General features: G+C 64.1%; 13 protein-coding genes. 9 read left to right on the plus strand and 4 right to left on the minus strand.

The features are described 5' to 3' along the window. Window positions 1-73: 73 nt before the first annotated feature. From ACS8YF_RS09320 to ACS8YF_RS09330, 3 genes are read left to right on the plus strand one after another with little or no spacing between them, the layout of a single operon-like run. The gene (locus ACS8YF_RS09320; RefSeq protein WP_440849944.1) at window positions 74-1,258 is read left to right on the plus strand and encodes a beta-ketoacyl-[acyl-carrier-protein] synthase family protein; all 1,185 of its coding nucleotides are present in this window, start codon (window positions 74-76) and stop codon (window positions 1,256-1,258) included. Next, window positions 1,258-2,043 (plus strand): beta-ketoacyl synthase chain length factor, encoded by a 786-nt coding sequence (locus tag ACS8YF_RS09325; protein ID WP_440849945.1) that lies wholly within the window; start codon window positions 1,258-1,260, stop codon window positions 2,041-2,043. Before ACS8YF_RS09320 ends, ACS8YF_RS09325 begins: the two co-directional genes overlap by 1 nt. Next, window positions 2,019-2,480, plus strand: a complete 462-nt coding sequence (locus ACS8YF_RS09330) for a phosphotransferase (protein WP_440849946.1) — start codon at window positions 2,019-2,021, stop codon at window positions 2,478-2,480. Before ACS8YF_RS09325 ends, ACS8YF_RS09330 begins: the two co-directional genes overlap by 25 nt. A gap of 90 nt (window positions 2,481-2,570) precedes the next feature. On the opposite strand, the gene ACS8YF_RS09335 is transcribed toward ACS8YF_RS09330, so the two are convergent. Continuing rightward, window positions 2,571-3,242 (minus strand): Bax inhibitor-1/YccA family protein, encoded by a 672-nt coding sequence (locus tag ACS8YF_RS09335; RefSeq protein ID WP_440849947.1) that lies wholly within the window; start codon window positions 3,240-3,242, stop codon window positions 2,571-2,573. Between the two features lie 203 nt (window positions 3,243-3,445). Here ACS8YF_RS09335 and ACS8YF_RS09340 point away from each other — a divergent pair, with 203 nt between their 5' ends. From ACS8YF_RS09340 to ACS8YF_RS09350, 3 genes are all read left to right on the plus strand, one after another. Continuing rightward, complete coding sequence (locus ACS8YF_RS09340; RefSeq protein ID WP_440849948.1) at window positions 3,446-7,078, plus strand: response regulator; 3,633 nt, start codon at window positions 3,446-3,448, stop codon at window positions 7,076-7,078. Next, window positions 7,075-7,923: a CheR family methyltransferase gene (locus ACS8YF_RS09345; RefSeq protein ID WP_440849949.1), complete on the plus strand. Its 849-nt coding sequence runs from the start codon at window positions 7,075-7,077 to the stop codon at window positions 7,921-7,923. Before ACS8YF_RS09340 ends, ACS8YF_RS09345 begins: the two co-directional genes overlap by 4 nt. A 104-nt stretch (window positions 7,924-8,027) precedes the next feature. Then, window positions 8,028-9,095 (plus strand): diguanylate cyclase domain-containing protein, encoded by a 1,068-nt coding sequence (locus ACS8YF_RS09350; RefSeq protein WP_440849950.1) that lies wholly within the window; start codon window positions 8,028-8,030, stop codon window positions 9,093-9,095. A 29-nt stretch (window positions 9,096-9,124) separates the two neighbouring features. On the opposite strand, the gene ACS8YF_RS09355 is transcribed toward ACS8YF_RS09350, so the two are convergent. After that, window positions 9,125-9,421: an exodeoxyribonuclease VII small subunit gene (locus ACS8YF_RS09355; protein WP_440849951.1), complete on the minus strand. Its 297-nt coding sequence runs from the start codon at window positions 9,419-9,421 to the stop codon at window positions 9,125-9,127. A 147-nt stretch (window positions 9,422-9,568) separates the two neighbouring features. Between ACS8YF_RS09355 and parE the strand changes: the two genes are divergently transcribed. Together parE and ACS8YF_RS09365 are read left to right on the plus strand one after the other, a co-directional pair. Next, on the plus strand, window positions 9,569-11,479 hold the full coding sequence (gene parE / locus ACS8YF_RS09360) for a DNA topoisomerase IV subunit B (protein ID WP_440849952.1): 1,911 nt from the start codon (window positions 9,569-9,571) through the stop codon (window positions 11,477-11,479). 210 nt (window positions 11,480-11,689) lie between these two features. Then, the gene (locus ACS8YF_RS09365; protein ID WP_440849970.1) at window positions 11,690-12,241 is read left to right on the plus strand and encodes an ankyrin repeat domain-containing protein; all 552 of its coding nucleotides are present in this window, start codon (window positions 11,690-11,692) and stop codon (window positions 12,239-12,241) included. A 742-nt stretch (window positions 12,242-12,983) separates the two neighbouring features. Here the strand turns inward: ACS8YF_RS09365 and ACS8YF_RS09370 are convergent. Further along, window positions 12,984-15,218 carry a LamG-like jellyroll fold domain-containing protein gene (locus tag ACS8YF_RS09370; protein ID WP_440849953.1) on the minus strand — a complete coding sequence of 745 codons (2,235 nt, stop codon included), beginning with the start codon at window positions 15,216-15,218 and terminating at the stop codon, window positions 12,984-12,986. A 239-nt stretch (window positions 15,219-15,457) separates the two neighbouring features. Continuing rightward, window positions 15,458-16,150: a PEP-CTERM sorting domain-containing protein gene (locus ACS8YF_RS09375; protein ID WP_440849954.1), complete on the minus strand. Its 693-nt coding sequence runs from the start codon at window positions 16,148-16,150 to the stop codon at window positions 15,458-15,460. A 656-nt stretch (window positions 16,151-16,806) separates the two neighbouring features. On the opposite strand from ACS8YF_RS09375, the gene parC reads away from it, so the two are divergent. Next, window positions 16,807-19,029 (plus strand): DNA topoisomerase IV subunit A, encoded by a 2,223-nt coding sequence (parC, locus tag ACS8YF_RS09380; RefSeq protein WP_440849955.1) that lies wholly within the window; start codon window positions 16,807-16,809, stop codon window positions 19,027-19,029. Window positions 19,030-19,071: the final 42 nt, after the last annotated feature.

Here is a 19,071-nt window from a genome sequence, read left to right on the forward strand (position 1 = left end):
TCATCGCCCGAGGCACGGGCACAGCGCGCGCCGGCCGGACCGCGTGAACATGAGCGCAATGGAGCATCGAGCGATGAAGCCAATGGCCATCCGGGCCTATACCGCGACCACCGCCGTGGGCGCCGGGTGCGACGCACTGTGGCAGGCGCTGCGCGAGCAACGCAGCGGCCTCGTGCCCTGCGATTTCGACGGCGCGGATCTGGCCACGTGGATCGGCCGCGTGCCCGGCTGCGAGGACGTCGCGCTGCCCGCGGCATGGTTGGACTGGCATTGTCGCAACCATCAGCTCGCCGAGCTGGCACTGCAACAGGATGGCTTCATCGATGCGGTGGAAACCGCCAAGCGGGTATGCGCGCCCGAGCGTATCGGCCTGTTCCTGGGCACCAGCACCTCCGGCATCGGCACCACCGAGCGCGCCTATCGCGAGGTGGCCGACGGTCGCTTGCCGGCGTGGTTCTCGTTCGAGCATACGCATGACTATTTCGCCCTGTGCGGCTACGTGCAGCGGCGGCTCGGCCTGGCCGGTCCGGCGTTGACTGTGTCCACCGCCTGTTCTTCGAGCGCCAAGGTGTTTGCGTCCGCGGCGCGTTCGATCGAAGCGGGATTCTGCGACATGGCGGTGGTCGGGGGCGTCGACAGCCTCTGTCTGACCACCCTTTACGGTTTCGCCTCGCTCCAGCTGACCTCGCCCGAACCCTGCCGGCCCTGGGATGCCCATCGCCGCGGGATCTCGATCGGTGAGGCGGGCGGTTTCGCACTGGTCGGCCCGGCGGCCGGCGCCGCGCCGGGGCCGCGCGTGATCGGCGTGGGAGAATCGGCCGATGCGTATCACATGGCGGCGCCCGAGCCCGAGGGGCGCGGCGCGGCGCTGGCCATGCGGCGTGCGCTCGACAGCGCCGGCCTGGCCCCCGGGGCGGTCGATTACATCAACCTGCACGGCACCGCGACCCCCGCCAATGACCAGGCCGAGGATCGCGCGGTGGTCAGCCTGTTCGGCACCGCGACGCCGGCCTCCGCCACCAAGGGCTGGACCGGGCATACGCTGGGCGCTGCCGGCATTGTGGAGGCGGTCATCGCCTGTCTCGCGATCGCGCACGATTATCGCCCGGCGACCCTGAATACGCAGGACCTCGATCCGGCATTGCGGTGTCGTCTGCTCACGGCGCCCGAGCCCGGCGGGGTCCGTCGCGTGTTGAGCAACACCTTCGGCTTCGGCGGCAGCAATTGCAGTCTGTTGCTGGCCGCGGAGGATGTCTGATGCGGCGCGCGTATCTGCATGGCCTCGGCATCGCCGCGCCCGGGCTCGACGGCTGGCCGGCCGCGCGCCCGGTGCTGGCCGGCGAGACCGCCTATGTCCGCGAGCCGCTGGCCCCGTTCCGCACCCGCTTGCTGCCGCGCAATGAGGCGCGCCGCGCCGGCGCTGCGGTACATCTGGCGTTTCGCGTGGCCGAACAGGCCAGCCACGGGTGCGATGCGTCGACGGTCGCGGCGGTGTTCTCGTCGTCGGCGGGCGATATCGATATCGCCGATCAGCTGTGCGCGGCGGTGAACACGGCGGAGCGTGCGATTTCACCCACCCGTTTTCACAACTCGGTGCATAACGCGCCCGCGGGCTACTGGAGTATCGCCACCGGCGCGCGCGAACCCTCGACCAGCCTGTCGGCCGGGGCGGGCGGATTCGCCGTCGCTCTGTGCGAAGCCTGGGGGCTGCTGGCGCAACGCCGACGCCCGGTTCTGCTGGTGTGCTACGACATGGACGGCACCGGCATGCTGGCCGAGGCGCGCCGCGATATCGGCGCGACCTTCGCCATGGCCTGGTGGCTGGATACGCGCACCGACGGGGCCATGGCCGCCATCGATCGGCCGCAACCGGTGAACGACGCGCCGGCCTCGATGGTTGGGCCCGAGCTGGAGCGGCTTCGATGCCTGAACGCCAGTGCGCGCAGCCTGCCGTTGTTCGCGGCGCTGGCCGCGAACCTGCCGGCCGCGCCGGTCATCGAATCGGAACAAGGGCACTGGTGCGTGCCGATCACGCCGCTGTGAGCCCGGTGCGGGTGGCCGGACTCGTGCCGCATGCCGGCATGATGTGTCTGCTCGACGAGGTCGTCGCCTGGGCCGATGACTGCATTCATTGCCGCAGCCGGCTGCCTGCGCCGACGGCGCATCCGCTGGCCGATGGCGGCGTGATGCCGGTGACCGCGCTGATCGAATACGCGGCGCAGGCAACCGCGGCCCACGGGTCGTTGCGCGCCCGTGCGGCTGGTGGCGCGGGGTCGGCCGCTGCCGGCCGGCTGGTGGGGCTGCGGCATATCGAGTTGCTGGCCGACCCCGAAGCCGTGGCCGACCTGGCCTCGATCGATATTCACGCCGAGCGTCTGATGGCGGATGCCAGCGGCTCGATCTATGCATTTCGCGTGGCCGCCGGCGCGCGCGATCTGGTGCGTGGACGCCTGACCATCCGAACGGTCGCGGCCGACTGAGACCGCCACGCGCACGGCGCATGGCGTACGTAACGGCCACAAAAAAGCCCGGCCGCGCATGGCCGGGCTTTTTCGCCGATCGCGCCGCGATCAGTCATCGCCGGCGAACACGCCGAGCAACTGAAGCAGGCTGATGAACAGATTGTAGATCGTGACGAACAGCGTCAGGGTGGCGCGAATGTAATTCGTTTCGCCGCCGTGAATGATCTCGCCGGTCTGGTAGACGATCAGGCCGCTCATCAGCAGCACGAACATCATCGACACCGCGAGCGACAGGGCGGGGATGGAGAACAGCACCGCGATCAGGCTCATCACGAAGGCCACCAGGATGCCCATCGTGAGCATGCCGCCCCACTGGTTGAAGCGCTTGCCGGAGACCAGGGCATACCCCGACATGCCGACGAAGATGGCGCCGGTGCCGCCCATGGCCATCGTCACCAGCTGCGGCCCATTGGAAAAGTGCTGCAGGTACATGTCGATGATCGGGCCGAGCGTGTAGCCCATGAACCCGGTGAAGGCAAAGATCGACACCACGCCCCAGCCGCTGTTCGCGGTGGCCTGCACGAGAAACATCAACCCGAACATGCCGACCAGCGTGATGATGAAGCCGGGATAGGGCAGATGCAGTGTGGCCGTGGCCCCCGCGACGACGGCCGAGAACAGCAGCGTGGCCGACAGCAGCATGTAGGTGTTGCGTAGCACACTGTTGGTGGCCAGCGCGGTCTGCGCACGCGCGGTATAAGTCGAATTTTCGACGCTCATCGTTTACCTCGTTATCAGCTTGCTGCAAGGCTAGCACGCTGTGTCGTGCGTGCCATATCTGGGTGGCAGATGCAGCGATGCCGCGGTGTCTGCCTGCCGTCATTTAAGACCGCGCAGGCGTGGCAAAGTTGCGTCGCCGACGCCTAAAACTCGCCGCCCATCCGCCGTTATCGTATATTGGGGGTGTTTGTCGAGGGGCCGTGATGGGCCGCAGGGGGATGGTGGAACGGCATCTAACGTCAGCGGGCGCGCTCGCCCGACTGCTGGGCGGTCTATCGATTCGACGCCAGCTCATCGGTTCGATCGCGCTGATCCTGGTGCTGTTCGGCGCATCCTGCGTGATCAGCCTGATCGCGCTGGCGAGCGTGAATAGCGCGCGTCTGAGCGCCGGGCGGACCCATGCTTCGCTGGCGCGCTCCCAGGAGCTGGGGACGGCGATCACCGCGCAGGAATCCGCGCTACGCGCCTACGTCCTGACTGCCTCGAAGCGCTACGAAAACCAGCTGCGCGGCGCCAACGCCGCGGTCGAGAATCACCTGCATCAACTGCAGGACGCGGGGGTGCACGACCGGGCCAAGGAGCAGTTGCTCAGCAAGATCGACCGGCTGGAATCGAGCTGGCAGGCGCAGGTGGCCGAGCCGGTGATGGCGCGCGTGGACACCGGTGCCATGCAGGCGGCGCGCCAGACGCTGGTGCACGGCGCGAGCGTGGCGTATTTCGATCCCATGCAGCAGGCTTTGTCGGATTACCGCATGCGGCTCAAGCGCGATCTGTCGGGCCGCAACGCCAATGTGGCGCAGCGCCAGTGGGTCGCGGATGTCACGCTGGTGAGTCTGCTCGTCGTGGGGCTGATGATCGGTCTGGCCACGGTGATCGGCGTGCGCCGGCGCATTGCCGCGCCCTTGTCCCAGTTGACCGATACCACCGGGCGTCTGGCGGACGGCGAGCGCAACGTGCAGGTCCGGTTCCAGCATCGCGGCGACGAGATCGGTGCGATGTCGCGCGCGCTGGAGAAGTTTCGCCAGATCATCGTGCGCCAGGATCGCGATTACTGGATCCGCGACCACCGCGGGCGCATGACGGCCATGCTGTATCACGCTGCGGATGAGCGCGAACTGGGCCAGAGCCTGCTGCGCGACCTGGCGCCGCTGATGCATGCGGGCTATGCCGCCATGTTCACGCGGGCTTCGCTCGAAGACGACGAGGCCGATTTCAATCTATTGGCGGCGTATGGCTATTCGCCCGAGGCCGAGCAGCGGTTCGCGCCCGGCGAGGGCCTGGTGGGCGCTGCGCTGGAGACCCGGCGTCCGATCGAGCTGGCCGACCTGCCGGCTGGTTACATCACGATCCGTTCCGGGCTGGGCGAGGCGCGGCCGAGCATTCTGTTCGTCGCCCCGGCGGTCATCGCGGATCGAGTGGTCGCCGTGATCGAACTGGCCCTGTTCCACCCGCTGACGGAAACCGAGCGCGAACTGCTGGACACGTTGCTGCCGAATATCGGGATGGCGGTGTTGACGCAGATGCGCGCGCGGCGAACCAGCGAATTGCTGACGCAGAGCCGGCAACAGATGCAGGCACTCAGCCGTTCGGAAAAACGGCTGTCCGAGCAGCAGGCCAGCCTCCAGCGGGCCAATACCGAACTGCGGACGCAGAGCGAGGAGCTGTCGTCCCAGGCGGCCGAGTTGCGCGCGTCGGAGGAAGAGCTGCAGTCACAGGCCGACGCATTGCAGGCGGCCAATGCGGATCTGCGCGACAAGCAGGAGGAGCTGTCGGCCCTGCACGCCGAGGCCGAGGAGCGCGCCGAGGAGCTCGAACGGGCCAGTGCCTACAAGTCCGATTTTCTGGCGAACATGTCGCATGAGTTGCGCACGCCGCTTAACAGCCTGTTGATTCTCTCGCGCAGCCTGGCCGAAAACGAACCGGGCAATCTCGACGAGGAGCAGGTCGAGGCTGCACGCATCATCCATGATTCGGGCACCAGCCTGCTGGCGTTGATCAACGACATCCTCGATCTGTCGAAGATCGAGGCCGGCAAGATGCGGGTGTTGACCGATCGGGTGGACACCGCCGGTTTCGCGGCGCGCATACGGCGCCAGTTCGCGCACATGGCCGAGGCCCAGGGACTGGCGTTCGAGGTCGAGTTGAGCGCGGACGCGCCCGCACAACTCGTGACCGACGCCGGCAAGCTGGAACAGATCGTGCGCAACCTGGTGGGCAATGCCATCAAGTTCACGCGCGAGGGGTGTGTCGACGTGCGTTTCATGCGGCCGGCGGCCGATGCCCGCTTCGAGCGCGACCAACTGGCGCACGACAATGCGTTGGCGATCGAGGTCCGTGACGACGGGATCGGCATTCCCGCGGATCACCTGGAGGGCATCTTCCATGCCTTCGAACAGGTCGACGGCAGCAGCAGCCGCAATTACAGCGGGACCGGGCTGGGGCTGTCGATCACGCGTGAGTTGGTGGGCCTGCTGGGCGGCGAAGTGCGGGTACAAAGCACGCCGGGCGAGGGCAGTTGCTTCACGGCGTTCGTACGCACGGATCTCGCACCGGCCGGGGAAGCAGCGGGGGAAGTCGATCGGGCCAGAGCCGATGCCGCGCCAGAAGCGCTCCCACCGGCGGCCAACGAGCCACCACGGCCGCGACGCCGTGCGCGCCCGGCAGGACAGGCACCGCGTGTGTTGATCGTCGATGACGACGCCGCCTTCGCCGATATCGTGTGCAAGACCGCGCGCCAGCGCGGTTTCGAGGCCGAAGCCGCGGGCGATGGCCGGCGCGCACTCGCCGCCATGGCCGAGTGCGCCCCGGATGCCGTGATTCTCGATCTGGGGCTGCCGGGCGAGCTCGACGGCTGGTCCGTGCTCGACCGGATCAAGGCTGACGCGGACACACGCGACATTCCCGTGCACATCGTGTCGGCGGCCGACGACACCGGGCGCTCGGCCAGCGCCGGCGCGGTCGGCTATCTGCGCAAGCCGGTGACGCGCGACAACCTCGAGACGCTGCTGGCGCGTGCGGAAACGCTGTCCGGGCGCAAGGCCCGCCGCGTGCTTGTGGTCGACGACGACCCGGATGCGCATGCAGCGATCGCGCGTCTGTTGCGCAGCGAGCAGGTGTCGACGGTCGCGGTGGATTCCGGCGCGGCGGCCCTGTCGCGGCTCGACGAGGAAACCTTCGATTGCCTGGTGCTGGATCTGAAGCTGCCCGATGTGTCCGGTTTCGATCTGCTGGATACCATCGCCAGACGGGCCGATGCACCGCCGGTGGTGGTCTATTCGGCGCGCGATCTGTCGGCAGAAGAAACCGAGCGCCTGCGCGACCACACCGACAGTATCGTGATCAAGGGCAGCCACGCGCAGGATCGGCTGCTGGACGAGATCTCGTTGTTCATGCATCGCCTGGCGCCGCCGCCCGCGCCGCTGAGCACGCCCGCCGCGCCGCCGGCCGATACCCCGGCGCCCGGGCTGAGCGGCGCCCATGTGCTCGTGGTGGACGATGACATGCGCAACACCTTCGCCCTGTCGCGATTGTTGCGGGGCCATGGGGTCGAGGTCACGATGGCCGCCGATGGCTTCAAGGCGCTCGATCGGCTGGCCGGGGCCGAGCGCCTTGATCTGGTGCTGATGGACATCATGATGCCGGGCATGGATGGCTACGACACGATCCGCCGTATCCGGGACGGCTCGAATCATCCACGCGTGCCGATCGTGGCGCTGACCGCGAAGGCCATGAGCGGTGATCGCGAGGCCTGTCTCGCCGCCGGCGCCGACGATTATCTGTCCAAGCCGCTGGACGTGGACGATCTGCTCCGGCGCATGGCGGCCTTGTTGTCATGAGCGATCCGGTGGCCACCGAAGATCGCGCGCTGGATCTGTTCGTGCACGCTCTCAATGCCTGTCACGGCTACGACTTTTCCGGCTATGCGCGCGCCTCGCTCAAGCGCCGTGCCGAGCAGCTGGCGGCCGATCTCGGCGCGCCGGGTATCGGGCACCTGATTCCGCGGCTTATCTATGAGCCCGCCGTGCTCGGCGAGGTGATCGCGCGGCTGTCGGTGCCGGTTTCGGACATGTTCCGGGATCCGGCGGTGTTCGCCGTGTTGCGCGAGCAGGTCCTGCCGGTGCTGTCGTCGTATCCGCGGGTGAACATCTGGCAGGCCGGCTGCGCCCAGGGCGAGGAGGTGTATTCCACCGCGATCCTGGCCGAGGAGGCCGGTCTGCTGTCGCGTTGTCGCTTCTATGCCACGGATATCAACGATCAGGCGCTGGCGCGGGCTTCGGAAGGCATTTTTGCGGCACGGCGTATCCCGGGCTTCGCCGCGAATTACGACAGCGCGGGCGGCCGGGGCGATTTCGCGGATTACTACCGCAGCCGATATGATCTGATACGGATGCGGCGAACGCTGCGCGATCGGGTGGTCTTTGCACACCATAATCTCGTGACCGACGGCGTCTTTGCGGAAACCCACCTGGTGATGTGCCGCAATGTCCTGATCTATTTCTCGCAGGCGCTCAAGGAGCGTGTATTGCGCTTGTTTGCCGACAGTCTCGTGCGCGGCGGGTATCTTGTGCTCGGCACGCGGGAGACGTTGCAATTCTCTTCACTCGCATCCTGTTTCGAGGCCGTCAGTGACACCCATCGCATCTACCGGCTCAAACGGGCATGGCCGCTACATGAAGCCTGAAACCTCGGTGCAGGCGCCCCGCGCGGCGGTTGCCACACCGCGCGCGACCGCGCCGGCCGCATGGCCGCGGGCCGGTGCCGGCTCTGCCGGGAGGCAGCGCGCGCATGTCTGACCCCGAGCACATCGATCAGCCGGCCTCCAAGGTTCTCGTGGTCGACGATCTGTATGCCAACCGCGTGGCCATGCGCCGGGTGCTCAAGCATCTTGACGTGAGCGTGATCGAGGCCGGCAACGGCAACGATGCGCTCGCTGCCTGCCTGGATCACGAGTTCGCCTTGATCCTGCTCGATGTGCAGATGCCCGGCATGGACGGCATGGAAGTCGCGGAACTGCTCAACGGCGAACAATCCACGCGCGATACGGCCGTGATCTTCGTCACCGCGGATTCAAGCGACGACATGGATCGCCTCAAGGGCTATCGCCTGGGCGCCGTGGACTACATCACGAAGCCCATCGACGAACGCCTGTTGCAGGCCAAGGTCCGTAATTTCGTCGAGCTGTACGACAGCCGCCGGGCGTTGCGGCGCGCGCGCGACGAACTGGACGCGGTGAACACCCAACTCCGTGGCGAGATCGACATCCGGCGCCGTGCCGAGGCGCGCGCCCAGCATCTGGCCACGCACGACGCGCTCACGGGGCTGCCCAACCGCCTGTTGTTCGTGGATCGCTTGAGCAGCATGACCAAACGCGCGCGCCGTCGGTCCGGGCGTTTCGCGATCGGCTACATGGATCTGGACGGCTTCAAGCCGGTCAACGATGCCTACGGCCATCGCGCGGGCGATGTCGTGCTTGAGCACGTGGCGCGCCGGCTCGAGCAGACGCTGCAGGATGTCGACACGGCCGCGCGCTTCGGCGGTGACGAGTTCGCCCTCCTGATCGAGGACGTCGAATCCGAGCCGTCGTGTCTGGCCCGTTGTCGGGAATTGCTCGACGCCCTGTCGGCGCCCATCGCGGTGCCGACATCAACCGGGGAAATCGATGTCGCAATCAGCGCCAGTCTCGGCGTCGCCTTTTACCCCGAGCACGGCGGCGACGCCGACGAACTCATGCACAATGCCGATTCCGCCTTGTATCGCGTCAAGTACGAGGGCAAGGCCAGCGTGCGCCTGTTTCAGGCGCGCGACGACATCCGGCCCATGCCCGCACCGCACTCCGACTGCATGTTGCAGTGACGTGCCGCCTGGCCCAGGGCGGGGCGGGCTCAGTCGGCGGCGTCTTCGGCGGGGCCGGTGAACGGTTCGGTACGCTCGTCCGGCGCCTGGCCGACCAGTTGGTCGACCCGCAGTTCCGCACTCTTGAGCATGGTCTGGCACTGGCGCGCGAGCGTGACGCCGCGCTCGAACTTGGCCAGGGCCTGTTCGAGGCTGATATCGCCGGCCTCGAGTGACTCGACCAGCGACTCCAGTTCCGCGACCGAGCTCTCGAAGGCCGCCAGCGGCGGGGCATCGGTCGTATCGGCGTCGGTGTTTGCCGCGTTATCGGATTTGGCTTTGCTCATGACAGGAAGGCCCGGGTGATTGCGCCGGAAGTTTAGCGTGTCATGCAAGGTCGTGCCGACGGCGCGATGGCGGTTCATCTTGCCACGGTCGGGCCAAACGCTTAACGTGCCGGCCGGTACGACTATTCGTTTTTTCACGAGGCATGGATGGCCAGTCAATACGATGCCGCCGATATCGAGGTCCTCACGGGGCTCGACCCCGTCCGCAAGCGGCCGGGCATGTATACCGATACCGCGCGGCCCAATCATCTGGCCCAGGAAGTCATCGACAACAGCGTGGATGAAGCGCTCGCCGGGCACGCCAAGGCGATCGACGTCACCCTGCATGCCGACGGTAGCCTGTCGGTAGTCGATGACGGCCGCGGCATGCCGGTCGATACCCACAGCCAGCACGGCGTCTCCGGGGTGGAGCTGATCCTCACGCGGCTGCACGCGGGCGGCAAGTTCTCGAACAAGCAGTACCAGTTCTCCGGCGGCCTGCACGGGGTGGGCGTTTCGGTGGTCAACGCCCTGTCCACCGAGTTGATCGTGCAGGTCTGGCGCGACGGCAAGCATTATGAAATGCGTTTCGCCGGCGGCTACAAGACCCAGGATCTGACCGAGATCGGCAGCTGTGCGAAGAACAAGACCGGCACGATGCTCCAGTTCTCGCCCGACGAGAGTTATTTCGACAGCCCCCGCTTCGCCACCGGCCGCCTCAAGCATCTGCTGCGCGCCAAGGCCGTGCTGTGCCCGAACCTGCGCGTGCGCTTCGTCGACGAGGCGGCCGAGGAAGACCTCGTCTGGCAGTATGCCGACGGGCTCGCCGATTACATGGCGGATGCGCTCGAGGGCGTGGACACCGTCATCTCGCCAGCCTTCACGGGCGGCGTGAACGAGGGTGGCCAGGCAGTCGACTGGGCCCTGACCTGGATCGCGCCCGAGCAGCCCGGCGTGGACGCGGTGGCCGAGTCCTACGTCAACCTGATCCCGACCGCCGGGGGCGGCACGCACGTGAACGGCCTTCGGTCGGGCCTGACAGAAGCCGTGCGCGAATTCTGCGAATTCCGCAACCTGTTGCCCCGAGGCGTCAAGATCGCCCCGGAGGATGTCTGGTCGGGTTGCACCTATGTACTGTCGGTGAAGATGAACGAGCCGCAGTTCTCGGGCCAGACCAAGGAGCGATTGTCGTCGCGCGATATCAGTGGCTTCGTGTCCGGCGCGGTCAAGGATGCGTTCTCGCTATGGCTGAACCGGCACGCCGAAACCGGCGAAACGCTGGCCCAGCAGATCATCGGCAACGCCCAGGCGCGGGCGCGCTCGGCCAAGAAGGTCAAGCGCAAGAAGGTGACCCAGGGCCCGGCACTGCCCGGCAAGCTCACCGACTGCGTGACCGATGACCCGGCGCGGTCCGAGCTGTTTCTGGTCGAGGGCGACTCGGCCGGCGGCTCGGCCAAGCAGGCCCGTGATCGCAACTTCCAGGCGGTGATGCCGCTGCGGGGCAAGATCCTCAATTCCTGGGAAGTGGAGCCGGCGGACATCATGGCCTCGAACGAGATCCACGATATCTCGGTCGCGCTCGGCCTCGATCCCGGCTCGGCCGACCTCAGCCGGCTGCGCTACCACAAGATCTGCATCCTGGCGGATGCCGATTCCGACGGCCTGCATATCGCCACGCTGCTGTGCGCACTGTTCGTCAAGCATTTCCGGCCGTTGGTGGCCCACGGACACGTGTTCGTCGCGATGCCGCCGCTGTTTCGCATCGACGCCGGCAAGGAAGTGTTTTATGCGCTGGATCGCGACGAGCGCGACGCCATCTTCAAGCGCCTGGAGAACGAGAAGAAACAGCGCAAGATCAGCGTGACCCGCTTCAAGGGCCTCGGCGAGATGAGCGCGTTGCAGCTGCGCGAGACCACCATGGCGCCGGATACGCGCCGCCTGGTCCAGCTCGGTATCGAGCCGTCGGCCGAGGCGAGCGCGAGCGTCGACGAGATGCTGGATATGCTGCTGGCCAAGAAACGCGCCGCTGACCGCCGCGATTGGCTGGAGGCCCGCGGCCACGAGGCCGAAGTCGACTGAGCGGTGGCGATATTCAGCTGGACAGTCGTGAATGTATACGCGATTAACCGAGGTACCCAATCCTCTTTATTGTGAATCTGCGTACATTGCGCCATCTGCGGACAAACCAAGGAACGAAAGCGTCGGCTTTTTATCCGCAGATTGCACAAATGAGGAACACTGGCTCTTAGGCGCTATCTGGCCACGAACAAGGAGGCAGCATTGGATCGTATGGCTGAATCCATAGCATTCGCAGTCAGGTACGGTGATCTCGTACTGCTCAGAAAGCTGCTGCAAAATGGCGTCGATCCCGATACTGTTTCGGAATCAGGAGAAGGGCTTATCCGGCTGGCGTGCACGGCATGGGAAACGAACCAGTTTCCCGCAGACACGGTAAGGCTACTTCTGGAAGCTGGAGCAAAGCCTAATCATCCCAGTGGTGGCGGTTGCGAGATGATGGCAGCGATCTTCAATGGGCGATTTGAGGTCGTTGAGTTGCTTCTGCGTTACGGGGCAAATCCCAACTCACACGTTGACGGTAGTGAAACTATCTATGAACTTGCGGAGTTTGACTATCGCTACGAGCAGTATGGTCTCACGCTTCCGGAGGAGCCTACGGAACAAGAAAAGTCGGACGAAGACGCCTGGGTTGCAATGCTTGTGCGCCTGGCCGGGAAATACGCGAAACGCAGTCCCCAAGAGCTGCTTACGCTTCGTGCTTACGGCGCGAAAACAATTATCGAGCTCAATTCCGTCCAACAGGATGCGCCAGCCAGCAGCTGAGCTTTAGCGACAGGTATGGCGTCAAGTGATCTTGTGTAGATTTGCCTGATCTGCAAACAAGCCAGAGAACGAAGGCTTCGATCCAAAGGCGGTTTATCCACGGATGGCGCGGATTAGGCAAATGGGGACATGGGTCTGGCGGGTGCCGTTCGGTTACGCGCAAGAACGCGATCGACAGGCATCGGTCGCTCGTGTTGTGATTGGGTATATGCGTCTGCTCTGCGCATAAATCAGCGGATGGGAAGCTCGGATCGGAAGACGCTTTTTTTCGCAGATCTACGCAGATGAGTGCGCTTCAAGTGATGGGCCCGTGTCGTGAACCCATGTCAGTCTGCGTGAATTTTGGGTTATTAATCCAGCGTCAAAACAGCTGACTTCGTCAGCTGTTTTCAACGTCTTGAAAAATAAAAGGCGTCGCCTGTCTGTCTTTTATTTTCAAATGCTTGGCGCCCGATGGCCACGGCGGGCATGCGGTCGCATGCTCGCGCTATTAACCCGAAAAATAATCTATTTTTGTGCCGGGTTAATAACGATAGGAACAAATCGATCCAACGAACGTTGGCGCGGCGCGGCGATCTGAAATGGAGAGACAAAAAGAAGCCGTGATCACGAATCCCGGCGCGCGGTCGTCGCGCCGCGCGCCGTCGGCTGACAACAAAGAGCGCGGCCGCTCGCTCGGGCCGCGCTCGGGAGGTTTATAAGGGCTCCGTCGAAGTGATCGAAGGGGCCGCCACTTGTTCTTCTAGGCGCTGGTGTGGCGCCGCGCGGTTAGCCACTGGTCACTGGACAGCGGTCGGTTCACGAGCCGGATTTCGCCCAGGTTGCCGAGGAAACCGTTGTCCATGTGGCCGCCGTACTGGCTGCAGCCGATCGCCATCTGCAGGCCGGTCTGAACATTGACATACTGGATGCCGGGAGCGGAGGAGGCGATATTGCGCAGCACCGGCGCGCCCTCGACATACAGGATCACGGAATTGTCGTCGTTTGGATCGTTAACAGCGGCGATGTGATACCACTGGGTAGCCGAGATGCTACCCGACCAACAGGTCATATTGGTGTATCGACCGACCGGCACGACCTCCCACTGGACCTCCATCAGATTGGAGATTGCCATCATCATCGTGGTGTCTCCGCTGCCGCCACTATAGAGATTCCAGCGGGCGCCCAGGCGATAGAGGATGCCCATCCAGGCATTTTTTTTGGCGTCGAAATCGGCCCCGATCTTGACGAAAGCCTCGATGGTATAGCCGTTTTCAAACAGTTCGGTGTTGATCGGGGCGTTGCGGTCGGTTGTAAAATACGGCGAGTCGTGTTTTTTGGTGTTCACGAACTGGAGGCTGCCGGGTGCCGCCGAGGCCGGGTGATGGTCGGTCGACCACAGCAGATTGCTGTTCCGCTTCATCCAGGTGTTAACGAACAGCGGGTTGGCGTTGGCGTCGTCGGGCGAGACATCGGCGATTGGCCAGTCGCCGCTGCGATGGTCAAAGTTGAATTGGGTGCCGTCGCGGACCCCGGTCTTGAAGAACCGCCAGTGAGCGAGCGTGCCGCTGACCTTGGGATAGTCTTCACTGTCCCGGGCCGGCACGGGCTGGGCTTGGGCGGGTTGGGTATAGTTGGCCAGGATCAGCTGCTGGGCGATGTCGGTGAGCCCGACAGGACGTGTGCCTGCCTGGACCTGGAACGTATCGGAGAAGCCGGCAAAGCGCTGCTGGAAGTCGAAGTCCAGCGCGTAGTTGTGGTTGTCCTCCGTCTTCCAGGCCACGTCGAATTGGTTGATCTCGCTGCTCGGCTTCAGCGGTACCCACGGCGAGAAGGTGCTGGCATATATCTTGTTGTGGGTCAGGTCGAACTCGTACAACCGCATCAGGCCGTTGCCGCCCATATACGACATTTGATAATCGACAACGATCAGCAGTACATCATGGCCCGCACTGTTCTTCTTGGTGACGCGGCAAGAGCCGTGATAGTGGCCGCTGATGGCCATGAATATTTGATCGTTGTCCCGGATCAGGTGTTTCCATAAATACTCGAAATAGCCGGTTTCGGCGGCCGTCGTTCCGTCGTCGCCAATGCCCATCAGCTGATGGTTGATCAGGATCACCGGCAGGGTGGGGTTTGAGGCGATGACCTGATTGGCCCAGTTCAGCGCATCGTCCGAGGCGCGCCAGGACAGCGAGAGTACGAGGAACCGGTTACCTTCGGCTTCGAACACGTGATATTCGTGGAAACCGGAATGGTGTCGGCTACCGAACGTGCTCTGCTGCTGGGCGCGCGCTGTCGGGAACACCTGCAAATAGGGTTCGAATAGATTGCGTCGATGGAAGCCGCCGTCCTGATAGCCATCGTCGTTTTTGAAGCCCGTTACGCCCACGCCCCAGTCCGGGCCCCACTGGATATTTGTGCCGATCGCCCCGATGTCGTGGTTGCCGGCACAGATCGAGTACGGGCAGTGGCTGTCTTCGAGCACCTGCATGGCTTGGCTGGCCAATTCCCATTCCTTGTTCACGCTGCCATTGCCGAGCTGGTTGCCATAGACCAGATCCTGGTTCGCATGCCATGGCCGAGAGCCCTCGGCCGTGTAATACCAGGATTGGTCGACGACGTCGCCGACGTGTATCACGAACGGAATGTTCAGCAAATAGCGATTCCGTACGATCCACTGGGTCTGGGTCTTGAAGGGGTTGTCATACTGCGGAAGGATGCCTTGATATTTCTTCTGGAATAGCTTGCCCATCTTTTCCGAGGCATAACGCGGATAGTACTGGGTATCCGGCAGGACCGGCACGCAGAAGGTCGATCGCCTGGTGCTGTCGCTCGATGCGGTATGCCCGCTTGATGCGGCCAGTGCCCTGGAGCCATAAAGCGAGGCCAGCGGGGCGATGGCCAGCGTTTTGAGCAGACTTCTTCTCTTGAGCTCTGGCACACGGGCCAGTTGTTCCAGCAGTTGCTTAGAGTCGTCAGAGGGACGGTCAGTCATGAAATTCTCCTTGTACGGTAACGAGACAGGGCGCTCGATTCAGTCCGGGACACAAAGTGCGCAGCGGCGTGGCCGGCGCGCGTTGTTTCGTCATTAATCGCGCATTGCGCGCAGCGAGACCGCGCCTGATGGCGGCGCAAACCGACGCCGTCGCATTGCCGTGACTTGGCTTGGCTTGGTGCCCGGGTCGGCACGCAGATATCTCGCGCTCATGCGATAAGACACATATAAGTCGGACCCTAGAAGCCTGGTTGCCGGTAGCGTCGACGGAGACCGATCCGGCCGACCATAAACAGCAGGCCCAGGCCGAACATTGCCAGCGAGCCGGGCTCTGGCACATCGGCGACGTTGCCGTAAGCGACGTTGTCGAAAGCGAAATTCGACCAGTTCAAGTAGTCGCCTAAATCGCTGTTACTGAAATTGTTGTTATTCCGGAACTCGACGGCGTTGAACGTCGGCAGGTCAAAGAAGTTTACATAGAGGCTGTCGTCGGTCGCCCCGGCGATCGCCGTGCCGTTGAACGAGGCGACGGACGTGTCGTTGTAGCGAAACGTGATTGTGTCGCCAGCGTTGAGGCTGCCCCAGTACAGGCCGAAGTAATTGTTCGATGACTGCAGGTCGAGCTTGGCCGCCGGGCTTGCCGGACTGTATGAAGGCGAAACGGAGGCAAACACGGTGTTATCGCCGGTCGGTCGATAGCTCTGCCGGAAGCTGCCGTCGTTCGCGTAGATGGCCGTCGAATCACAGCTGGCTGGATCGCAAAGATTACTGGCGTCGTTGAAATCGATGCGGGTAGCGGCGGCAACCCGGCTGGTCGGCACGCCATCTGCGTCCAGCTGGCTGCCATAGCCAAGATATGCGGCGTGCGCCGAAGTAAATGCTGTAAAAGTTGAAATGGCGACTGAGCAGCAAGTATAACGGAAAAAAGACATAATCGTGAACCTTTTAGGGTGCGTTTCGGCTTTGGGTGTGTTTTCTTTTGTTGCGATTACAAGGTGCATGCCATAATATTTAAGCGATTGAAATATAACTGTATTAACAACTTTCATCGCAGGCGTCGGCAATTAAAGATGTATTGTTTTTCGACGCAAAAAGCTGTATTAAATATGTAATACTCATTAAATATAAATAAAAAAACAGATACATCTGTTGGGCATCGGTGAAATCGGCGTGTCAGCAAATACGACAGGCAGGCCGTAGCCGAGCCCGTGTTTCAACCTCAACCCGCGTTATCACGGCCGACTGATCCGGGTCCGATCTATCCGGGGACTCCGGGTGGGTATATGAGCCTTGTACGCGTCGCTGGGACCGAGCAGCGCGATGTCTTTGGTGCGCTCGAAGCGAAGCTGAGCCGGCAAAAGCGCTGGCATCGTCCCGGCAAGGCGCGGCGGCTCGCCCGTGTTCTGCCCCGGGCCGGCGGCGCGACGTGTCGTGAACCACGATCTGCAAACATCGCCACCGGGACGGCCGGCGTGCGATCCCGGCTTGCCGTGTGTGTGGTTCGGCGGGTACCTTGCTGCGGCCTGATACTGTTCCTGAGGCCGGCATACCGTCGGCCCCCCGGGGAACGATTCGCCAGCGAGGCACGATGGCCACGACCTTCGAACACGACAGCGAGCGCCTGCCGCTCAACGCCTTTGCCGAAAAGGCGTATCTCGATTATGCGATGTACGTCATCCTCGATCGCGCCTTGCCGCACGTGGGCGACGGCCTGAAGCCGGTGCAGCGGCGCATCGTCTATGCCATGAGCGAGCTCGGCCTGTCGGCGGCGTCCAAGCCGAAGAAAGCGGCGCGCACGGTCGGCGACGTGATCGGCAAGTTCCATCCGCACGGCGACTCGGCCTGCTACGAGGCCATGGTGATCATGGCCCAGCCGTTCACTTATCGTTATCCGCTGGTCGACGGCCAGGGCAACTGGGGCACGGCGGACGATCCGAAATCGTTCGCGGCCATGCGCTACACCGAATCGCGCCTGACCGCCTATGCGGCGACGTTGTTGTCCGAACTCGGCCAGGGCACGGTCGACTGGCGGCCGAATTTCGACGGCACGCTGGATGAGCCCGAAACCCTGCCGGCGCGCCTGCCGAACGTGCTGCTGAATGGCGGCACCGGGATCGCGGTCGGCATGGCGACGGATATCCCGCCGCACAACATCCGCGAGGTCGCCGCGGCCACGATCCATCTGCTGAACAACCCGGATGCCGATCTCGACGCGCTGATGGCGCACATGCCGGCGCCGGATTTCCCGACCGGTGCCGAAATCATCACTTCGGCCGCCGACATTCGCCAGATGTATGCCACCGGCAACGGCCAGGTGCGCGTGCGCGCGACGTACACGATCGAATCCGGCGAAGTCGTGATCAACGAGTTGCCCTACCAGACCTCGGGCGCCAAGGTGCTGGAACAGGTCGCGGGCCAGATGACGGCCAAGAAGCTGCCGATGGTCTCCGATCTGCGCGACGAATCCGATCACGAGAATCCGACCCGGCTGGTGATCGTGCCGCGCAGCAACCGCGTGGACATCGAGGCGATGATGGCGCATCTGTTCGCTACCACCGGGCTCGAGAAGAATGTACGCGTGAACCTCAACGTGATCGGGCTGGACGGTGCGCCGCGGGTCAAGAATCTGCGCGATCTGTTGTCCGAATGGCTGATCTATCGCACGACCACGGTCACGCGGCGTCTGGAACATCGCCTGAAGGCGGTCACCGACCGGTTACACATCCTCGAAGGCCTGCTGGTTGCGTATCTCAACATCGACGACGTCATTCACATCATCCGCACCGAGGATCAACCCAAGCCGGTGATGATGGCTCGCTTCGCAATCACCGACGTGCAGGCAGACGCGATCCTCAACCTGCGTCTGCGGCACTTGATGAAACTCGAGGAGTTCAAGATCCGCGGCGAGCAGGAAGAGCTCGCGGCCGAGCGCGCCGATCTCGAGGCCACGCTGGGCTCCCGGGCGAAACTCAACCAGCTGATTGCCGACGAACTCACCGCCGATGCCGAGCAGTACGGCGACGATCGCCGCAGCGCGCTGGTCGAACGCCATCAGGCCAGGGCACTGTCGGAGGCCGATCTCGTGCCCAGCGAGAACATCACGGTGGTGTTGTCGCGCGAGGGCTGGATCCGCTCGGCCAAGGGCCACGATGTCGACGCCATGGGCATGAACTATCGAACCGGCGACGAATACCTGGCCGATGCGGCGGGCCGCTCGAACGACAAGCTGATCGTGCTCGACTCGGCCGGACGCAGTTACAGTCTCGCCGCGCACAGGTTGCCGTCGGCGCGTGGCCAGGGTGAGCCGCTCACCGGCTCGCTGTCGCCAGCCGACGGGGCGCGCTTCGTGGGTCTGGCAATCGGCGGCGGGGATCTGCTCTGCGTGCTGGCGTCGACGGCGGGTAACGGCTTCGCCACGCGACTGGCGGATATGGCGAGTCGGCAGAAATCGGGCAAGGCCACGCTCACGCCGGGCAAGGGGGCGACGGCGCTGGCGCCGACGACGGTCGCGGGCGATGACCCGGAGGTCTGCGTGGTGACCACCGCCGGCCAATTGCTGTGCCTGTCACTCGAGGAGCTGCCGCAGCTCGCCAAGGGCAAGGGCAACAAGCTGATTGCGCTCAAGGCCGGTGAGGCCGTGATCGCGATTCAGGCGGTATCCGGCGACCAGACATTGGTGATCCACAGCGGCAAGCGCCACATGACGCTCAAACCCGCCGAACGCGATCCCTATCGCGGCCCGCGGGCTTCGCGCGGCAAGCGTCTGCCACGTGGCTTCACACAGGTCCAGCGCCTGTCGCGTCAGGGCTGAGAACCTCCGGGCGATGCCGGCCGTCGGCCGGCTCGGCCCGCG

The sequence above is a fragment of the Salinisphaera sp. SWV1 genome (assembly GCF_052044155.1).
Classification (GTDB): domain Bacteria; phylum Pseudomonadota; class Gammaproteobacteria; order Nevskiales; family Salinisphaeraceae; genus Salinisphaera.

Bases quoted from the DNA above. Each gene is read 5' to 3' on its own strand.
- ACS8YF_RS09320 (WP_440849944.1), top strand. From the start codon at position 74: ATGAAGCCAATGGCCATCCGGGCCTATACCGCGACCACCGCCGTGGGC.
- ACS8YF_RS09325 (WP_440849945.1), top strand. From the start codon at position 1,258: ATGCGGCGCGCGTATCTGCATGGCCTCGGCATCGCCGCGCCCGGGCTC.
- ACS8YF_RS09335 (WP_440849947.1), bottom strand. From the start codon at position 3,242: ATGAGCGTCGAAAATTCGACTTATACCGCGCGTGCGCAGACCGCGCTG.
- ACS8YF_RS09340 (WP_440849948.1), top strand. From the start codon at position 3,446: ATGGGCCGCAGGGGGATGGTGGAACGGCATCTAACGTCAGCGGGCGCG.
- ACS8YF_RS09345 (WP_440849949.1), top strand. From the start codon at position 7,075: ATGAGCGATCCGGTGGCCACCGAAGATCGCGCGCTGGATCTGTTCGTG.
- ACS8YF_RS09350 (WP_440849950.1), top strand. From the start codon at position 8,028: ATGTCTGACCCCGAGCACATCGATCAGCCGGCCTCCAAGGTTCTCGTG.
- ACS8YF_RS09355 (WP_440849951.1), bottom strand. From the start codon at position 9,421: ATGAGCAAAGCCAAATCCGATAACGCGGCAAACACCGACGCCGATACG.
- parE (WP_440849952.1), top strand. From the start codon at position 9,569: ATGGCCAGTCAATACGATGCCGCCGATATCGAGGTCCTCACGGGGCTC.
- ACS8YF_RS09365 (WP_440849970.1), top strand. From the start codon at position 11,690: ATGGCTGAATCCATAGCATTCGCAGTCAGGTACGGTGATCTCGTACTG.
- ACS8YF_RS09370 (WP_440849953.1), bottom strand. From the start codon at position 15,218: ATGACTGACCGTCCCTCTGACGACTCTAAGCAACTGCTGGAACAACTG.
- ACS8YF_RS09375 (WP_440849954.1), bottom strand. From the start codon at position 16,150: ATGTCTTTTTTCCGTTATACTTGCTGCTCAGTCGCCATTTCAACTTTT.
- parC (WP_440849955.1), top strand. From the start codon at position 16,807: ATGGCCACGACCTTCGAACACGACAGCGAGCGCCTGCCGCTCAACGCC.